The sequence below is a fragment of the Paenibacillus ottowii genome (assembly GCF_006874425.1).
Taxonomy (GTDB): Bacteria; Bacillota; Bacilli; order Paenibacillales; family Paenibacillaceae; genus Paenibacillus; species Paenibacillus ottowii.
In genome coordinates this window covers 49,533-65,907 of sequence record NZ_VIJZ01000016.1, presented here as the reverse complement: position 1 = coordinate 65,907, position 16,375 = coordinate 49,533, and the positions used below count along the sequence as shown (strand labels likewise).

The 16,375-nt window shown below is 47.3% G+C and carries 10 protein-coding genes; all 10 read right to left on the bottom strand.

What is annotated here, in order from left to right; translation table 11 throughout:
• Positions 1-4,641: non-ribosomal peptide synthetase (locus FKV70_RS24290; RefSeq protein WP_142614832.1), on the bottom strand; the 4,641-nt coding region annotated here is incomplete at its 3' end.
• Between the two features lie 51 nt (positions 4,642-4,692).
• Positions 4,693-6,486 carry an ABC transporter ATP-binding protein gene (locus FKV70_RS24285; RefSeq protein WP_142614831.1) on the bottom strand — a complete coding sequence of 598 codons (1,794 nt, stop codon included), beginning with the start codon at positions 6,484-6,486 and terminating at the stop codon, positions 4,693-4,695.
• The gene (locus FKV70_RS24280; protein WP_142614830.1) at positions 6,461-8,311 is read right to left on the bottom strand and encodes an ABC transporter ATP-binding protein; all 1,851 of its coding nucleotides are present in this window, start codon (positions 8,309-8,311) and stop codon (positions 6,461-6,463) included. Before FKV70_RS24280 ends, FKV70_RS24285 begins: the two co-directional genes overlap by 26 nt.
• Before the next feature lie 239 nt (positions 8,312-8,550).
• Positions 8,551-9,351: a thioesterase II family protein gene (locus FKV70_RS24275; RefSeq protein WP_142614829.1), complete on the bottom strand. Its 801-nt coding sequence runs from the start codon at positions 9,349-9,351 to the stop codon at positions 8,551-8,553.
• An 814-nt stretch (positions 9,352-10,165) separates the two neighbouring features.
• The gene (glpX, locus tag FKV70_RS24270) at positions 10,166-11,143 is read right to left on the bottom strand and encodes a class II fructose-bisphosphatase (RefSeq protein ID WP_142614828.1); all 978 of its coding nucleotides are present in this window, start codon (positions 11,141-11,143) and stop codon (positions 10,166-10,168) included.
• Between the two features lie 147 nt (positions 11,144-11,290).
• Complete coding sequence (locus tag FKV70_RS24265; RefSeq protein ID WP_142614827.1) at positions 11,291-12,094, bottom strand: pyruvate, water dikinase regulatory protein; 804 nt, start codon at positions 12,092-12,094, stop codon at positions 11,291-11,293.
• A 13-nt stretch (positions 12,095-12,107) separates the two neighbouring features.
• A complete protein-coding gene (locus FKV70_RS24260; protein WP_063213725.1) occupies positions 12,108-12,752 on the bottom strand; it encodes a helix-turn-helix transcriptional regulator in 645 nt (214 codons plus the stop codon).
• Positions 12,753-12,970: 218 nt separating this feature from the next.
• Positions 12,971-14,182 (bottom strand): ABC transporter permease, encoded by a 1,212-nt coding sequence (locus FKV70_RS24255; RefSeq protein WP_142614826.1) that lies wholly within the window; start codon positions 14,180-14,182, stop codon positions 12,971-12,973.
• Entirely contained in the window at positions 14,179-14,898 is a 720-nt protein-coding gene (locus FKV70_RS24250) for an ABC transporter ATP-binding protein (RefSeq protein WP_063213947.1), read from the bottom strand. Before FKV70_RS24250 ends, FKV70_RS24255 begins: the two co-directional genes overlap by 4 nt.
• Positions 14,899-14,904: 6 nt before the next feature.
• Positions 14,905-16,365 carry an efflux RND transporter periplasmic adaptor subunit gene (locus FKV70_RS24245; RefSeq protein WP_063213946.1) on the bottom strand — a complete coding sequence of 487 codons (1,461 nt, stop codon included), beginning with the start codon at positions 16,363-16,365 and terminating at the stop codon, positions 14,905-14,907.
• Between the last annotated feature and the right edge of the window lie 10 nt (positions 16,366-16,375).

Sequence of the window (16,375 nt, the reverse complement as noted above, 5' to 3'; positions counted from 1 at the left end):
AATATGATCCAGCTCTACAGCCGTCAGTCCCTGGAAGGACAAGTCGCTTGGTGTCAGCTCTGGTAGCTCTTTGGCCACACAGTGAGCCAACACCTCACGCAAGCTCTCCTGCAGCAGATCAGCCAGCTTTTTGATCGATTTTTTCATAAACATTTTGTTGCTGTAGCTGATCGTCAGTTCTAGAGCACCGTCTGTGATCATGCCGTTGATATCCAGAGCATACCGCTTGGTCAACGTGTCACTTATGGAAGCTCCGACGGAATAAGGAGACATGCGGAATGCATTATTTTTTAAATCCTGATCGAATTGGCCAAGATAGTTAAAGCTGATTTCCGGCTCGGCAACAAAAGCTACGTTTCCTTCCCCGTCCGCCAGATATCTCAACATCCCGTATCCAATCCCTTTATGCGGCAGACGGCGCAGTCCTTCCTTGACGTTCTTGATACGCCGTCCCACATTCCGGTCCTCGCCCATATCCAGCACAACCGGGAATTGACTGGTAAACCAACCGACCGTGCGCGTAATATCCATATCCGGCAAAATCGCTTCCCGGCCGTGCCCCTCCAGATTGACAAGCACCTGACGAATGCCTGCCCATTCCTGAATAGCGGTGCCCAGCGCTGTCAGCAACAGGTCGTTTGCTTCCGTATGGTAGGCCCGATGGGCGTGTTTCAAGAATTGTTCTGTTTCTTCGACCGTCCACGCTACGGTTAGTGTCCGATCATCGCGAAGCTGTGGTTTAGCCTCAGATTTACGAGTGTAATCCTTAGGCAAGGATGCCAGACTCTTCCCCGCTTCCTCCACCTGCTCCCAATATGCACGTTCCTTCTCTAACGCGGTGCTGTTCGCATAAGCTGACAGCTGATCTGCCCACAGGCGGAAGGAATCCGTTTTATTCGGCAAGCGGACAGCCTCGCCCCGTAAAGCCTGCTCATAGCCGGATGCCAGATCCTCCAGCAAAATACGCCATGACACGCCGTCGACCACCAAATGGTGGATCGCCACCAACAAATGGTCTCCATCGCTGCAACGGAACAGACCCAGCTTCACCAATGGGCCTTGATCTAGACGGATGCTGCTTTGAATCTCGCTGGCCTTATTCTCCAGCAAATGAGCAAAGTCAAGCTCATCTGTATAATCCACCACTTCAAGGCTGTACAACTCTCCTTCTTGTACGCCACGGTTCCATGCTGCGTACCCACCGTCTGCATCTTGGCGGAATACGATGCGCAAAGCATCATGATGCTCAACAATGCGTTGCACCGCCTGACGAAGCGCTGTTTCGTCCAGTCGATCCTCACGGTGCAGCATTAGAGCCTGGTTGTAGTGTTCAGGATGGGAGGGCTGCTGTTCAATAAACCAGTGTTGAATCGGTGTCAAGGCCACATGTCCAGTGACTTCTCCTTGATCCGACACGCGGGTCACCCGTTGCACCCGTCCATTCAGCTCAGCAATCGTTGGATACTGGAACAGCTCTCTCATTTCCAGCTTGTAACCATTTTGCAGCAGTCTTGAAGACACCTGAATGGCCTTGATCGAGTCGCCACCCAAATGGAAAAAGTTATCCAGCACACCAATCTGTTCGATGCCCAGTACAGACTGCCATACCGATACCAACGTTCGCTCTACCTCATTACGAGCGGCTACATAATCCTCGCCGGAATCCACGCTTCCCTCCGGCTGCGGCAATGCCCGCCGGTCCACTTTGCCATTTGGTGTCAATGGCAATTGTTCCATCTGTACAAAATACGACGGCACCATATAGCCCGGCAATTCCTGACTCAAAGCGCTTCGCAGCTCACTTGCCGCGACATCCGCCACGGTGACCACATATGCGCAAAGCTGTTTTTGTCCCTGTTCATCCTCACGTGCAATAACGATGGCTTCTTGCACCGCTTCCAGCTTCAACAGCTGCGCTTCCACCTCGCCTAGCTCAATCCGGTAGCCCCGGATTTTCACCTGTGCGTCGATCCGTCCTTTGTATTCGAGCGTCCCGTCCTCATTCCAGCGAACCAAATCGCCTGTACGGTAGCAGCGCTCTCCACTGCGGAACGGATTGTCTATAAACTTTTCAGCTGTTAAATCAGGACGGTTTCGGTAGCCACGTGCCACCCCGTCGCCGCCGACAATCAGCTCACCCCATGCCCCCACAGGCTGGAGCTGCATGGAACGATCTACAACATACGCTGTGGAGTTGTGGATCGGACGTCCAATCGGCACTGCTTCGGACTGCACGCCAGCAATCGCATGAGTTGTAGAAAAAGTTGTATTTTCCGTCGGGCCATAGCCGTTGATAATCCGTAGGGATGGATGAGCCTCCAGCACTCGGTTAATGTGCGGTACGGACAACACATCACCGCCGACCAACAGTTCTTGTACCCCCTCGAATAATTCCAGATCCTGCTGGGATAGCTGATTAAAGAGTGGCGCAGTCAGCCACATTGTTGTAATACCGTGATTGCGGACAGCTTCCTTGAGCTTCGGCGCATCCAAAATGACATCCTGACTTACCAGCACAAGCTGTCCACCATTCAGCAACGCCCCCCAAATTTCGAAGGTGGACGCGTCAAAAACAACGGCACCGGTTTGCAAAATGCGCGTGTTGACACCCAGTTGCGCATAGTTTGTATTTTTCACCAAACGCACAACATTGCGATGCTCCACCATAACCCCTTTAGGTTGTCCGGTCGTGCCTGAAGTGTACATAAGATAGGCTAGTCGATTGCCAAATGTACATTTTTGTTCTCCAGCAGTGCGGCCTACGACAGACGAAGATGATTCAATTGAATCCTCATTTTTCAGATCCGTATAATATGTAAAATCCGCATGACAAGCTTCGTTTTGTTCCCCATGTACGTTATTTACGCCTTGGTTACTCTCTGCCCCGTATACATTCACATCGCTCAAATCCAGCACGATTCCGGTGTAATCCTCCGGTTGCTGTTCCGCATGCTGCACCAGCAGCAACTCCGCTCCCGAATCTTCCAACAGGTAGCGTACACGTTCAGCCGGATAATCAGGGTCAATCGGCACATATGCACCGCCTGCTTTGAGAATCGCCAGCATACCAACGATCATATCTGCGGAACGCTCAGCAACGATACCTACCGTGCGTTCGGCAGTAACACCGTGCTCGCGCAGTGTATGAGCCAGTCGGTTAGCTTTTCCATCCAATTCGCCATAAGTTAAACGGGCGTTTCCAGATACAACTGCTGTCTGATTCGGTGTGCGTGCTGCCTGTTCCTCAAACAGTTCATGAATGCCTGCTTCGCGTGGATATTCCACTGTTGTGGCATTGAATACGTCGATGATTTGCGCCTGTTCTTCCTCACTGATTAGCGACAATTCCTGTATCCGCTTGTGTGGACCCTGTACCATATGCTCCGCCACGCTCAAAAATTGTCGAATAATTCGAGCAATTTCCTGTTCACTAAACAGTTCGGTACGATAATCCAGGTATAATACGAGTCTGTCGTCATCCAGCATTTCAACCATGTGAATATCGAAGTCATTCACTGTATCTCCGCAGAAATCGTTATCCACCTGCTGAATCGCCTCATCAAACCGCGAGAAACTCAAGGTACGGTACTGAATGGAAGCACCAAACAGACGCTGGATGTCCAAACTGCTTTGCTGTTCGCGTAAATCCTGAATAATTTTGTTGTACGGGTAACGCTGATGCCGCAAAATGGACGCCTGCTCCTTCCCTACACCCTGCAAGAAGGCCAACAGCTCAGATTCCGGTTCGACCATCAGACGTGTAGCCACGGTGCTGACGAACATGCCGATGGTATCCTTTTCTTTCTTAGACGTACGGTTAGCATAGAGTGTCCCTACAGTTAGATCCTGCTCACCTGTCACTTTATGCAAATAAATATACAGAGCCGCCAGGAAGAACGTAAAAATACTGATTTTATGCTCCTCGCAAAAAGCCGTAACACCACGATACAATTCATGTTCCAGTATAAAACTTTCCCGGCGTGCAGCTGTGCTCAGTGTCAGCGGGTTATATGATTTTAAACCTGTGGTCTCTGGCAAATCGGCAAACTTCTCCGTCCAATACGCCTTGTCCTTCTGATAGCGGTCCGATTGCTCATAGCTTTGCTCTACCTGAATAAAATCCAGATAAGGATTGCCCTTGATTGGTGCATCTTGGCCTGTACCATGCACAATATCCATATAGTGTCCGGTAATTTCATTAATGGCCTGATTCATGGACACGCCGTCCGAAATAATATGATGCATTTTAAAATTAAACCAGGTTTCTTCTACCCCAAGCTGCAAAATAACAAATCGGTACAGCTGCGAATTCAACAATGAGAACGGCTGTGGATTATGGCGTTTTAACCATTCATTCGCTTCTTCCGGAGTTACTTGAAGCGTTTCAATACTTTCCTCTGTAAACGGCTCTACATATTGATATGGGATTCCGTCCTGAGCAGTGATTTTGATGCGGAAGGAATCATTTTGGGCAATCACCCGGTTCATTGCTTGTTGTAATGCATCTATACGAACAGTTCCTCTGATTTTTACAGTAGCAATAATGGTTGAAGTGTTCCGATGAGGATACAAAAGCTCCGTATACCAAATACGTTGCTGTGGCTGGCTTAAGGAAAACAATTGAACATCTTGTTGTGTCATTCGTCTCTCTCCTCGCAAAATAGATATTTGGTAAAATGAAAATTCGCATATTTATGCGGTTTGTTCCTCAAAATGCTTTCGAAACTGGAGCTCATACAGCTCTGCATAATGACCGCCCTCGGCAAGAAGCTGTTCATGGGTGCCCTGCTCTTTAAGCTCGCCATCGGCAAGAACACAGATCGTATCCGCCCGCTCAATTGTAGATAATCGATGGGCAATCACTAATGTGGTACGATCCTTCATTAGCTCATTTAAGCCCTGCTGGACTTCATATTCTGACTCTGCATCCAGAGCCGAGGTTGCCTCATCCAGCAGCAAAATCGGTGCATTTTTGAGCAGAGCACGAGCAATCGCAATCCGCTGTCTTTGACCGCCAGACAAATTGGCTCCTCGTTCACCGACAATCGTATCGTAGCCCTCCGGTAGCTCGGCGATGAAGCCGCTGGCATAGGCTGTCTTGGCCGCTGCCTTTATTTCATCATCCGTGGCATCCGGTGAGCCAAAGCGGATATTATCCGCTACTGTACCGTGGAACAACGTAGCCTCCTGTGGTACATAGGCCATTAAATCCCTAACCTCGTCTAGCCGAAATTCCTCTGCCATGCGGCCGCGAATCCGCAGCACACCTTCATCGGGTGGATAAAATCCCAACAGCAGCTTCATGACGGTGCTTTTGCCACCACCACTCGGACCGACAATTGCAGTTACCTGCCCTTCCGGCACCACCAGGTTCAATCTCCGCAGCGTTGGACGATCTGGCTGATAGCCAAAGGTGACATCGCGCAGCTCCAGCGCAGCCGGAACCTGTTCAATGGTGTGATCTGAGTCCACAGCCTGCGAACCCTTCTGTTTCGCCGCAGGGAACTGCTCCTCTTCCTTCGACTCACTTAGAATTTCGCGGATTCGCGCCAAGCCTGCCAAGGAGTTTTGTAACAATGATACAGCCGCCCCCAGCTCCAAAAATACCGTTGAAATACCGGTTTGCAGCTGCACAATCTGTCCCAGTACTCCCAGTTCCATTTGCTTCTGCGCAACCAGGATCAATCCGGCGACAAGCACACCGCCAAGCGTGATGAATTCAATGACAAAATTGCACATATCCTGCAAGCCCATATGACGTCCCTGCCGGATACTGATCCGTTTTATGTCCTCACTTGCATTGTTACAGAGTCCGCCTACCTTTGTCCTCAACCCAAACAACTTCACCATCTGTAAACCGGAAAGCAAATCACTCAATCGTTCGGTAAACCTGCTCATTCGTCCCTGTAATTCTTCACTCATATGTCGCATTTTCTTGGCGAAATGAGCATTGATCCAGGCTGAAGCTAGCCCAAGCACAACTGCCATAATCCCAAATCGCCAATCCAGCACCATTAAGATGACCAATGAGCCCAGGAAAAGCGAAGTTTCCAGTATAATCGAACGGATATGAATAGTGTAAGCTTGCTCCAGCGTCTGTACATCGTTCGTCATGCGGGATACAAGATTGCCCGAATGGTGTTTTTCGGCTTTTTCATAGGATAGCTTGATCATATGACCGAATAGCTTCATTCGTACATCGGCAATCGCGAGCTTGACACATCGTTTATACATATAGCTGCACAGAGGGGAAATAAGGCTTAGAGCCAAAAATGTACCGCTGACCAAATAGACCGCTCGGTATAGCTCCTGTACATCGCCATTAACCGCAAAATTCAGCAAATAATGCACCACAAAAGAAAGCAAAATTGTGATACTGGCATTGGTCAGGCTATTGCCAACCAGCCCCGTAAAATACCATTTTCGGTGCGGCTTCATCAGGGACATTAATTGCTTAAATTCATAAAACCCCTGCTTGAAGGTCACGACGCTCACTCCTTTCCTCAGGCAGTGAAGACCCGTTTTCTCCCGTTTGCTGTCCTTCATCAAAATTTTGCAAATACAGCTTTCGGTACACACCGTCACGACCTAGTAATTCTTCATGGGTACCCGATTCCACGATGCGTCCCTGGTCGAGTACAATAATACGGTTTGCTTGACGTATGGTTGACAGTCGATGAGCAATGACCAGTACCGTCCGGTTTTGCATGGCCGCATCCATTGCAATCTGTATCTGAGCCTCCGATTGGCTATCAAGTGCTGAAGTCGGCTCGTCCAGTAGAAGCAGCGGAGCATTTTTCAGCAATGCTCTTGCTATAGAAATTCGCTGCTTTTGTCCGCCTGACAATCCGCCTCCCCGTTCGCTCAACAGGGTTTCATAGCCATCGGGCAGCTGAACAATAAAGTCATGCGCATGTGCCGCTTTCGCCGCCTCGACAATTTCTTTCCGAGTCGCCTCCAGACGCCCGTATCCGATATTTTCTGCAATAGTAGCCGGAAAGAGCGATGGTTCCTGAGATACCATCGAAATATGACTGCGCAGGCTTGTTAGATTCCAATCTGTCAAATTCTTACCAAACAATTGAACCGTTCCAGCATGCACTCCCGGTTCATTGAATCCGCAAAGCAGCTTGAAAATGGTGCTTTTACCGCCACCACTGGCGCCAACAATCGCAACCGTTTCTCCTTGCCCTACCCGGAAACTAATATCCTTCAGGACCGGGTTCCCTTCGTTATAGCCAAAAGTCAAATGCTCAAAGCTGACTACAGCGATGTCATCGTTGCTGTCTGCAACGTCTTCCAAACGGCGGGTTTTATCCTCTTGAGCTTGACTGATAGAAGTGATTTTCCCGTCTTGCCGTTCATCCGGCCAATCCAGCACCTCTAACAAATGCTTTGCCGCTCCTTCCGCCTCCTTCATTTGCGAAATGATTGTCGGCAGCATGGCAACAGGCTGCAAGATGAACGAAATCAGATACAAAAAAAGGACAATGCCTCCGGCATTCAGCTCACCTTGTTGAATCAGATATCCCCCATACACAATGACCAAAATTATCGGTGTGGCCAGCATCATTACACCTACCGGCGTAATGAACGCATAACGCTTTTCCAGCCGCAGCCCACGCTTGATGACCTCCTCTGTGATCAACATATACTTCTTCAATAGCACAGCCTGCATATTGAATGCCTTGACGATAGGAATGCCTCCAATCGCATCCTGCCCCACCGCATTGAGATGAGCAATTTTCTCCTGAAGCTCTTCGGAGTATTTTTTTATGGGCTTGCTCATCAGTGATGTGATGATCATCCCTACAGACATAAGTGCAAGACTTGCCAAAATCAGTTTCCAACTTGTCAGTACAAGCAACGTGAATGATGCTATAAACACAAGCGGCAAATAAAACAGATTGGCAAACTGCTGGATAAAAAAGTTTTGTAACAACGCCGTGTTGTTAGTTAAGCGGGATACCAGGTCTCCAGTGAACTTCCTCTCCACGCTGGAAACCGGTAAATCATAAAACTTATGTACGAGATCGCCCCTCAAATCGTGCAGAGCACTAACGCTAAAGCGTGCTGAGGCGTATCTCATCACAAACTTACAGGGCATTCCAATAAGCGTCATACCAATAACAAGATAGATCATGTTTTGAGTGGAGGAGAATGTCCCCTGTGCCATTTGCTCTATGGCCTTACCCAAAATAATGTCAATAGCTGCCAAACATAAGGAGGCGGTCACTGATATAAAAACCCATAGATTATATGGTTTTATATAACGTGCGAGTCTCCGAAAAGCAGAATTTGATCGAAACAAAGGCATCCCTCTTTTTCGTTGCTCACACTTTAAGCCAGTGCGAACTTTTTAGATTGGCAATGGACGTCATTAAGATGTCTCTGTGTCTGGTATGAATGAGTGTCTATACAGAAAAATTGGATTCTCATCTGCGCTGGAAAATACATCATGGTGGTATTTTTATCGATTATTGTTGAGATGGTGATAACGGAAGTGTGTCGTGATGTGTAGGTCTTTCAACTCTGTCTGAATCGTGGTTGTTAAGTACTTGTATTGTAAGCAGTATGAGCAGCCGTAGCGTGAGCCTTCGGTGGGGATGCGGATAGAATGTTCTCGACTGCGCTCATAACCTCTTGCTCTTGTTCATGGATAAAAAAGTGATTCCCTTCGAACATTCGGACTTCCATAGGGAACGTCGTATGCTGCTGCCAGGCATGGAGCGAATCTGTGCTAACCTCAAAATCCTTCACTCCCCCTAGAATTGTCATTGGGCATACTAGAGGATTTCCCGGCTGATAAACATAAGTTTCACATACTTTAAAATCTGCACGCAGACGAGGCATAATAATTTGCATCAATTCTGCATTTTGCAGCACTTCTTCGGGTGTTCCTTGCATCAAGCGTAGCTCTTCGGTGAAAGAATCGTCTGCTAAATCATGGAGTTGTTTTTTGGAGTAGGGAAGATGTGGTGCAGACTTACCAGATACGATAATATGCACAGGTAGTTTTCCAGTTTTGCTGTGCAAATGCCGGGCTGTTTCAAACGCGATCAGTGCCCCCATGCTGTGTCCAAAAAAAGCAAACGGCTTATGAATGTAGGGAGCTATGGCGGGAACTAAGGATTGAACAATATCTTGAAGAGTTTCCATCGGAGCTTCAGTTGAGCGGCTCTCACGTCCGGGGAGCTGTATAGGCAGCACGGTAATATCGGGCGCGAGCCTGGACTTCCAAGAGTTAAATATGTAAGTGCCGCCACCTGCGTAGGGGAAACAGAATAGTTGAAGCTTTGCAGCTGGTTGGACCTCTGTTTTCGCGAACCAAGATTGTGATCGAGTCGTCATATGAATTCCTCCATCCTCTATGCAGTTCATAATTTTACAATAAATCCTTATATCTCTTTTTTTCTTCCAACACTTTCTAGCTTTTTTAAATATACAAACTTTAAAACCGCTTGGCATGGGACAAAAGGGCTAAATTGATTGGTTTCATAAAAATAAAACAAATTCCATATTATTACATATGTTTCTCGACTTCAAAAGCACAATTTCACTTTTTTCCTTCATTCGCTACTCATTATGAACTGTTAATTAGATACAAAACAAAATTTCAGATTTTCACGAATCTTGTAAAACTATAATCATTATGATTTACAAAAAAGCTCAAACCCCTTTTCCTACAACAATTTTACCTTTACATGCCATTAACATAAATGTAACAAATTCAACCTGATATCATCCGACAAATTCCGCCTTTTTTCGCACCCCCTCTCCACATCCTATATAATGGAATTAATTTAAAACAAGCTCACATAAACCCAATATAATAACTTTTTAAATATTAAATAAACGGAGTTTATTTGTGGTTCTAAAGAACTATATTATACATAACTTTCTTGGACCCTTCGTCTAAAAAATTTAGTTCGATTCGATTTTTCTCTTCCGATACTATAATTTTTCTTTTCAAATCCTAATAGAAACGTTTCTATTTTCACTTCAAAAGTGCAAGCTTTTTAGAAATTTATATCCCCGCTTTGTAGTCCTTCATCTCCTATAAAACAGTAACAGCAAACAGCAAGTCCCCAGTTGTTAGAGACTTGCTGTTTTATAAGTTGATTATGATTGATTTTAGCAGTAAGGTAAATCTTGACTTCAAAGATCAAGAGGATGCCGCGGCCGCAAGCGTACCGGAAGAATCCGCTGTATGATGAATACTTCGCACGAATCGAATCGTTTTTGTATCCGAATGCATTACAACTGAATGGGTTTCAGCTCTGTGACCAGGCAGAGAACGAACACCCTGCAACCATTCACCAGACGTCACACCTGTAGCGACAAACATCACGCCTTGGCGTCCAACCATATCCTCCATTGACAGCAATGCCCCCGGATCAGTAATACCCATGCGCTGGCAACGTGCAATCTCTTCTTCTCCATGAGGCAGCAGGCGGCCCTGTATTTCTCCACCCATGCATTTTAGCGCTGCGGCAGCCAATACGCCCTCAGGAGCGCCACCAGACCCGATATGCAAATCTACACCGCTATCCAGGCATGTTTCAATTGCACCCATCACATCCCCATGACCAAGCAGCTTGATCCGAACACCGCTTTCCCGCAAGAGCTGGATGATCCCGGCATGCCGGGTACGATCCAGAATCGACACCGTAAGGTCGGACAAGGATTTCCCCAGTATTCGCGCTGCTTTTGACAATGTGGTCGGGATCGATTCCTCTAGTGACAGCTTGCCAGCCAATGCGGGTCCCACGGCTAATTTTTGCATGTACATATCTGGAGCGTGAAGTAGACCCCCACGAGGTGCAGCAGCAATGACCGACAGTGCATTATTTAAACCGTTCGCCACCGTTTCCGTCCCCTCCAGAGGATCAACAGCAATGTCCATGGCTGGACCTCTGCGATTGCCCACTCTCTCCCCGATATACAGCATGGGAGCCTCATCCATTTCACCTTCGCCAATCACGACCGTGCCGTCCATGGATACCGCGTTAAAAAGAGTACGAATGGCTACTGTTGCCGCCTCGTCCGCGCTATTCTTATCTCCACGCCCTGTCCATTGTGCCGATTGCAGTGCCGCTGCCTCTGTTACCCGAACGAATTCCAATGCCATTTGACTCTCCATACTTATCCCTCCACCTCTCCTAAATATAATGGGTACCCATAGGCAAATAAATATTTTCAGGGCAGTTTTGCTGCCATTTATATTTACACTCCTGTATCCTGTGATTCATGTTCTCTTTATATAAGCTACTTCTAGGTTACTTCGCTTCTACAACATTCGGACAATCAAGCCTGCTGTCTCTTCAATTGCTTTATCTGTAACATCAATGACCGGACAATTCAGCTCTTTAAACAAAGACTGCGCATACGCGATTTCCTCTTCCACCCTTGTCGCTGTAGCATACTGCACATTATTAGGAAGCCCCATAACCTTTAGTCGTTCACTGCGTATTTTCAACAGCAGCTCCGGCTGGATCGTCAATCCGAACACTCGGCCATGCTGAATGTCCTTCAATTGAACGGGCGGTGTCAGCTCCGGTACAATCGGAATGTTAACTGTTTTATAACCTTTATGTGCGAGAAACATAGATAAAGGAGTTTTGGAGATACGAGACACGCCCAGCAATACTATATCTGCTTTGAGAATGGCGCTCACATCTTTGCCATCATCATATTGAACCGCAAAATCCAGTGCCTCTACACGCCGAAAATAGTTGTCATCCAGCCGGTGTAGTAGACCAGGCTTTTCTTTGGGATCGTTATGAAACGTATCAGCAAACGCCTGCATCATCGGTCCCATAATATCGACTGCTCGCACATTCAGCCGGACAGCCTCCTCCTTCATGGCCTCTCTCAATTCTGGCTGTACCAGCGTATAAGCTACAAAGCCCTTACGCTCGGTAACTTCCTCCATTACCCGACTCAGCTCGTCTTCATCCCTCACGTTCATAAATCTTTTAATCTCTGTGTCTGGTAACTCAAATTGGCGCATGGTCGCCTGTACGACAGCTTCTGCCGTCTCGCCAATCGAGTCTGAACAGATCGCTATAAAATGACTGCTCGCCTGAACCATTCGATTCCTCCCATTAATCCTCTGCTACCATATCGAGCAACATTTTAATAATATTTGTTTTTGTAATACGTCCCACAACTTTCCAGTGCTCTCCTGGTTTGTTGGAATCCGAGGGGACGACGACAGGCAGGCTGTCGATTTGACGGGCAATAATTTTGCGTGCCGCCTCTAATACGGTATCCTCTGGGGAAACAGTGACCACATTCGCCTGTCGGGTCATCACCAGACTGACAGGAATGGTTGCTGCGTTAGGATTGCCTAACGTGACCTTGAGCAAATCCTTGCGGGAAGCTACCCCTGCTAAATCCCCATCTTCATCAGTGACGATCAAATTGCTCACATTTTCCAAAAACAGGGCTACGACTGCTTCCTGAATTGTGGTTGTTTCACGTACGATGACTGGAACCCCGTGAAGATCACCGACCTTCATTTGCAAAAGCCGGAATTTTTCCTCCCGGTTCGGCGTGCCCCGCTTTCCAACAAAATAACCGACTTTGGGCTTTGCATCTATGTAATTCAGAATGCCCAATTTGGAAAGGTCGGTCCGAATGGTCGCCTTACTGAGATTAAGCATTTCCGCAATCTGGTCACCCGTAATCGGGGCATGCTTTTGTACGATATTTAAAATTTCTACTTGTCTTGCCGTAAGGTCGATGATGAACGCCCCTCCTTTTTAACTTGCGATCTGTTATTGAATATAATACGTCATATATGATAATAAATCAACCTAAAAAATTATATAAAACATCACATATATAAAATTAAGGTCGTTATTCATGTCCTTTTATCATTTAAAACACTTATTTCATGCAAATTTCATACAAAAAAACGGGTACTTTATCCCTCTCTTTCAAGTAAGGCAAAGCACCCGTTTCCCTATTCATATCTTAAAGCATCAATCGGACGCAGCTTCGAGGCCTTGCGCGCCGGATATACTCCGAACAGCACTCCAACTCCCATGCAGCACAGAAAAGAATACACTACTGGCTCCATCGAATACACAATTGGCATTTGGACGAATTTCTCGAGCAGCTTTGCACCCCCAAGACCCACCATTACGCCGACCAGTCCACCCATTAGACTGAGAAAAACAGCCTCGGCCACAAACTGCAGCATAATATCACTGCGCTGCGCACCGATCGCTTTGCGAATTCCGATCTCTCTCGTACGCTCCGTGACGGACACCAACATAATATTCATGATGCCGACACCGCCAACGCCAAGCGCAATTGCAGCCACGCCGATCAGTAGCATATTCATAACCCGGTCAACCCCGGACACTGTTTTTAGGATTTCCGTCTGGGTCATAATTTGAAAATCATCGCCCTCTGATGGCTTTAGCTCATGTCTGACACGCAGCACCTGCCGAATTTGAGCACTTGCCTGATCAATCTTGTCCTCCGTTGTTGCAGAGGCATTCACCTGCTGAATGCTCATATTACCTAGTCGTTCCATCCCCGTAGTGATCGGCACATATACCTGCTGTCCGCTATTATTCATATTTGAATTGGAATTAGCCAGCACACCAACCACCTTAAAGGGCAGTTGTTTGATCATAATGATCTCACCTATCGCTTTGGAAGCATCCGGGCCAAAAATATTACGGGCCGCATCACTCCCCAATACAGCCACATTCAATCGTTTATCCACTTCATAGTGGGTAAACGATCTGCCCTGAGCGAGCGACAACTTTCTCACATGAACAAATCCCAGCGAGGTTCCCTCGATTTGCCCGTTAACCTTATTGCGACTCCACGTAATATCTGCATTGGTCATCGCACTTGGCGCCACCTCGGCTACTGCCTTTTGCTGCTCTAGCGCCTCAATATCTTCCAGCGATATTCCTTTCGTCTGATTAAACGACATGGAACTTGACCCATCATATGGAGCATAAGGATAAATCATCAGCAGATTATTTCCCATACTATTGATCTGCGATGTAATCGTAGCCGTTGATCCTTTACCAATGGCTACAATCGCAATCACAGCAGCCACTCCAATAATAATGCCCACCATGGTCAGCAAGGATCGCAGCATATTAGTACGCAAACTGTTAAGCGATACACGAATAATTTCCCGAAATTTCATGCCTTCACTTCCTCTGCCGCCATTCTTCGTTCCTCAACAGGCTGATCCTCTTCAATCCGCCCATCCCGAAAGTGAATCAGACGCTTGGCATATTCCGCAACCTCTTGATCATGAGTAACCAGTACAACCGTTTTCCCTTGATCGTTCAATCGCTGGAAAATCCCCATGATTTCCACACTTGTTCGGGAGTCCAAGGCTCCTGTCGGTTCATCCGCCAAAAGAATAACCGGATTGTTCACAAGTGCACGTGCAATGGATACCCGTTGTTGCTGACCGCCTGACAATTCGTTTGGCCTGTTGTTCATCCGGTCGCCTAGACCTACGCTTGTGAGGGCTTCCATGGCCCGCAAACGACGCTCCTTGGCAGAAACCCCCGCATAGATCATAGGCAGTTCCACGTTTTCCAGAGCTGTGGATCGCGGAAGCAAATGGAATTTTTGAAATACAAATCCGATTTTCTGATTACGTATAATAGCCAGTTCATCCTCGCGGGCATCTAGTATCGAATATCCATCCAAATAAAATTGTCCTGACGTAGGTAAGTCCAGACAGCCAATGACATTCATCATTGTGGACTTGCCTGATCCAGACGGTCCCATAATTGCAACAAAATCACCGTCAGCAATATCAAGCTGAACCTCACGCAGAGCATGAATTTCCTGATCTCCAACATGGTATACTTTTTTCAAACCCTCAATTTGAATAACATGTCTCATGCCTGTTTAAAAGCCTCCCTGCATGCCGCCCATTGCGGAAGGATCTGGCGGAGGTTCAGGGGCAGGCACAATAACCGTGTCCCCCTCCTTAACACCGGACTTAATCTCTACACGGTCTGGCGTGTAAAATCCAAGTTCTACGGGCTTGAATGTGCGTGCCCCCGGATTCGCAGCGTTATTAGCGGATACATACACGCCGTCCTGTCCTCCTTCGGATCTCAGTGCAGTCGCAGGAACGAACAGTACATTTTTGTGTACTCCCAAAATAACGGCCACATTCATAATCATGCCTGTTTTAAGCTTGCCTTTCGGGTCGTGAACAGACAGTTCCATCAGATACGTGGTCATCCCTTCATCCGTAGAAGCTTCCGGTGAGACGAATTGCACTTTCCCTGGAAACGATTCACCCGGATATGCATTGGTCGACAACACAGCCGAAAGCCCCTTTTTTACCTTGACAATGTCATTCTGACTTACCTTCACAACTACCTTAAGATCGTTGGAATCCGAGTTATTCATGGTAATAAATGGAGCCGTCGGACTGGTCCCCACATCTCCGTTTACCTTCAGGATCACACCATCCCACGGTGCCGTGACCTGAAGCTTGTTCAGTTCATTTTTTTTCTGCTCCAGCTCGGTCGCCAGTCTTCGTACCTCTATCCGTGAGGATTGAATACTCGATGCATCAGCCGGAACCTGAGTCTTGTGAAGCTCAGCCAATGCGGCACGGTAACCGATTTCAGCCTCTGAAATGGTACGACGTTTTTGCGACATGATTTTGCGGAACTGTAAGTTTAGATTATCATAGTCTGTTTGTGCTTTATCCAGTGCTTGCTCTGCCTGCTCCAATTCACTGTTGGATACAGCCCCGGCATCGTGTAAAAACTTTTGGTCTTCATATGCCTTCCGCGCTTGCTCCAACTGCTTTTGGGAAGCTTTCTTCTGACTCTCGGCTTCTTCCAACTCAAATGATTCTTGCGCTGTATCGACAGCCATTTTGGCTCGAAGTACATTGGTTTTCTGAATTTCAACGTCCTCGGCCTTGGGACCCTTCTCCAATTCAGCCAGTTTGGATTTGGATATCTCCAAAGAATCAGACGCACTCTGAATTTGCATTTTAATTTCCGAGCTGTCCAGAAGCGCCAGTACTTGCCCTTTTTTCACCTTGTCCCCGGCTTTCACGTTGACCGCAGCCAGCTTGTTTTCGCCTGCACTCGTGAAGTTCAGCTTCACTTCCTTGGATGCTTGCACAGTACCGGACGTGTCCAGCTTCTCGCTCACATCGCCGCGCTCTACTTTAAGCTTCTCATCCTGAACTATAGGTGCTGCCTGCTCTTTGGGCATATTCAGATATACTGCTGCACCGCCACCGCCTACAACCAGTAAAACAATTGCAGTCCAGATCCATTTTTTTCTCCGTTTTCTCCGTAGCTTGATTAAAGCATCATTTAAAACCGTTTCTGCCAACGCCTTTTCC

Excerpts from the sequence above, each read along its gene's own strand:
- FKV70_RS24275 (WP_142614829.1), bottom strand. The coding sequence starts at position 9,351 with ATGACGACTCGATCACAATCTTGGTTCGCGAAAACAGAGGTCCAACCA.
- glpX (WP_142614828.1), bottom strand. The coding sequence starts at position 11,143 with ATGGAGAGTCAAATGGCATTGGAATTCGTTCGGGTAACAGAGGCAGCG.
- FKV70_RS24265 (WP_142614827.1), bottom strand. The coding sequence starts at position 12,094 with ATGGTTCAGGCGAGCAGTCATTTTATAGCGATCTGTTCAGACTCGATT.
- FKV70_RS24255 (WP_142614826.1), bottom strand. The coding sequence starts at position 14,182 with ATGAAATTTCGGGAAATTATTCGTGTATCGCTTAACAGTTTGCGTACT.
- FKV70_RS24250 (WP_063213947.1), bottom strand. The coding sequence starts at position 14,898 with ATGAGACATGTTATTCAAATTGAGGGTTTGAAAAAAGTATACCATGTT.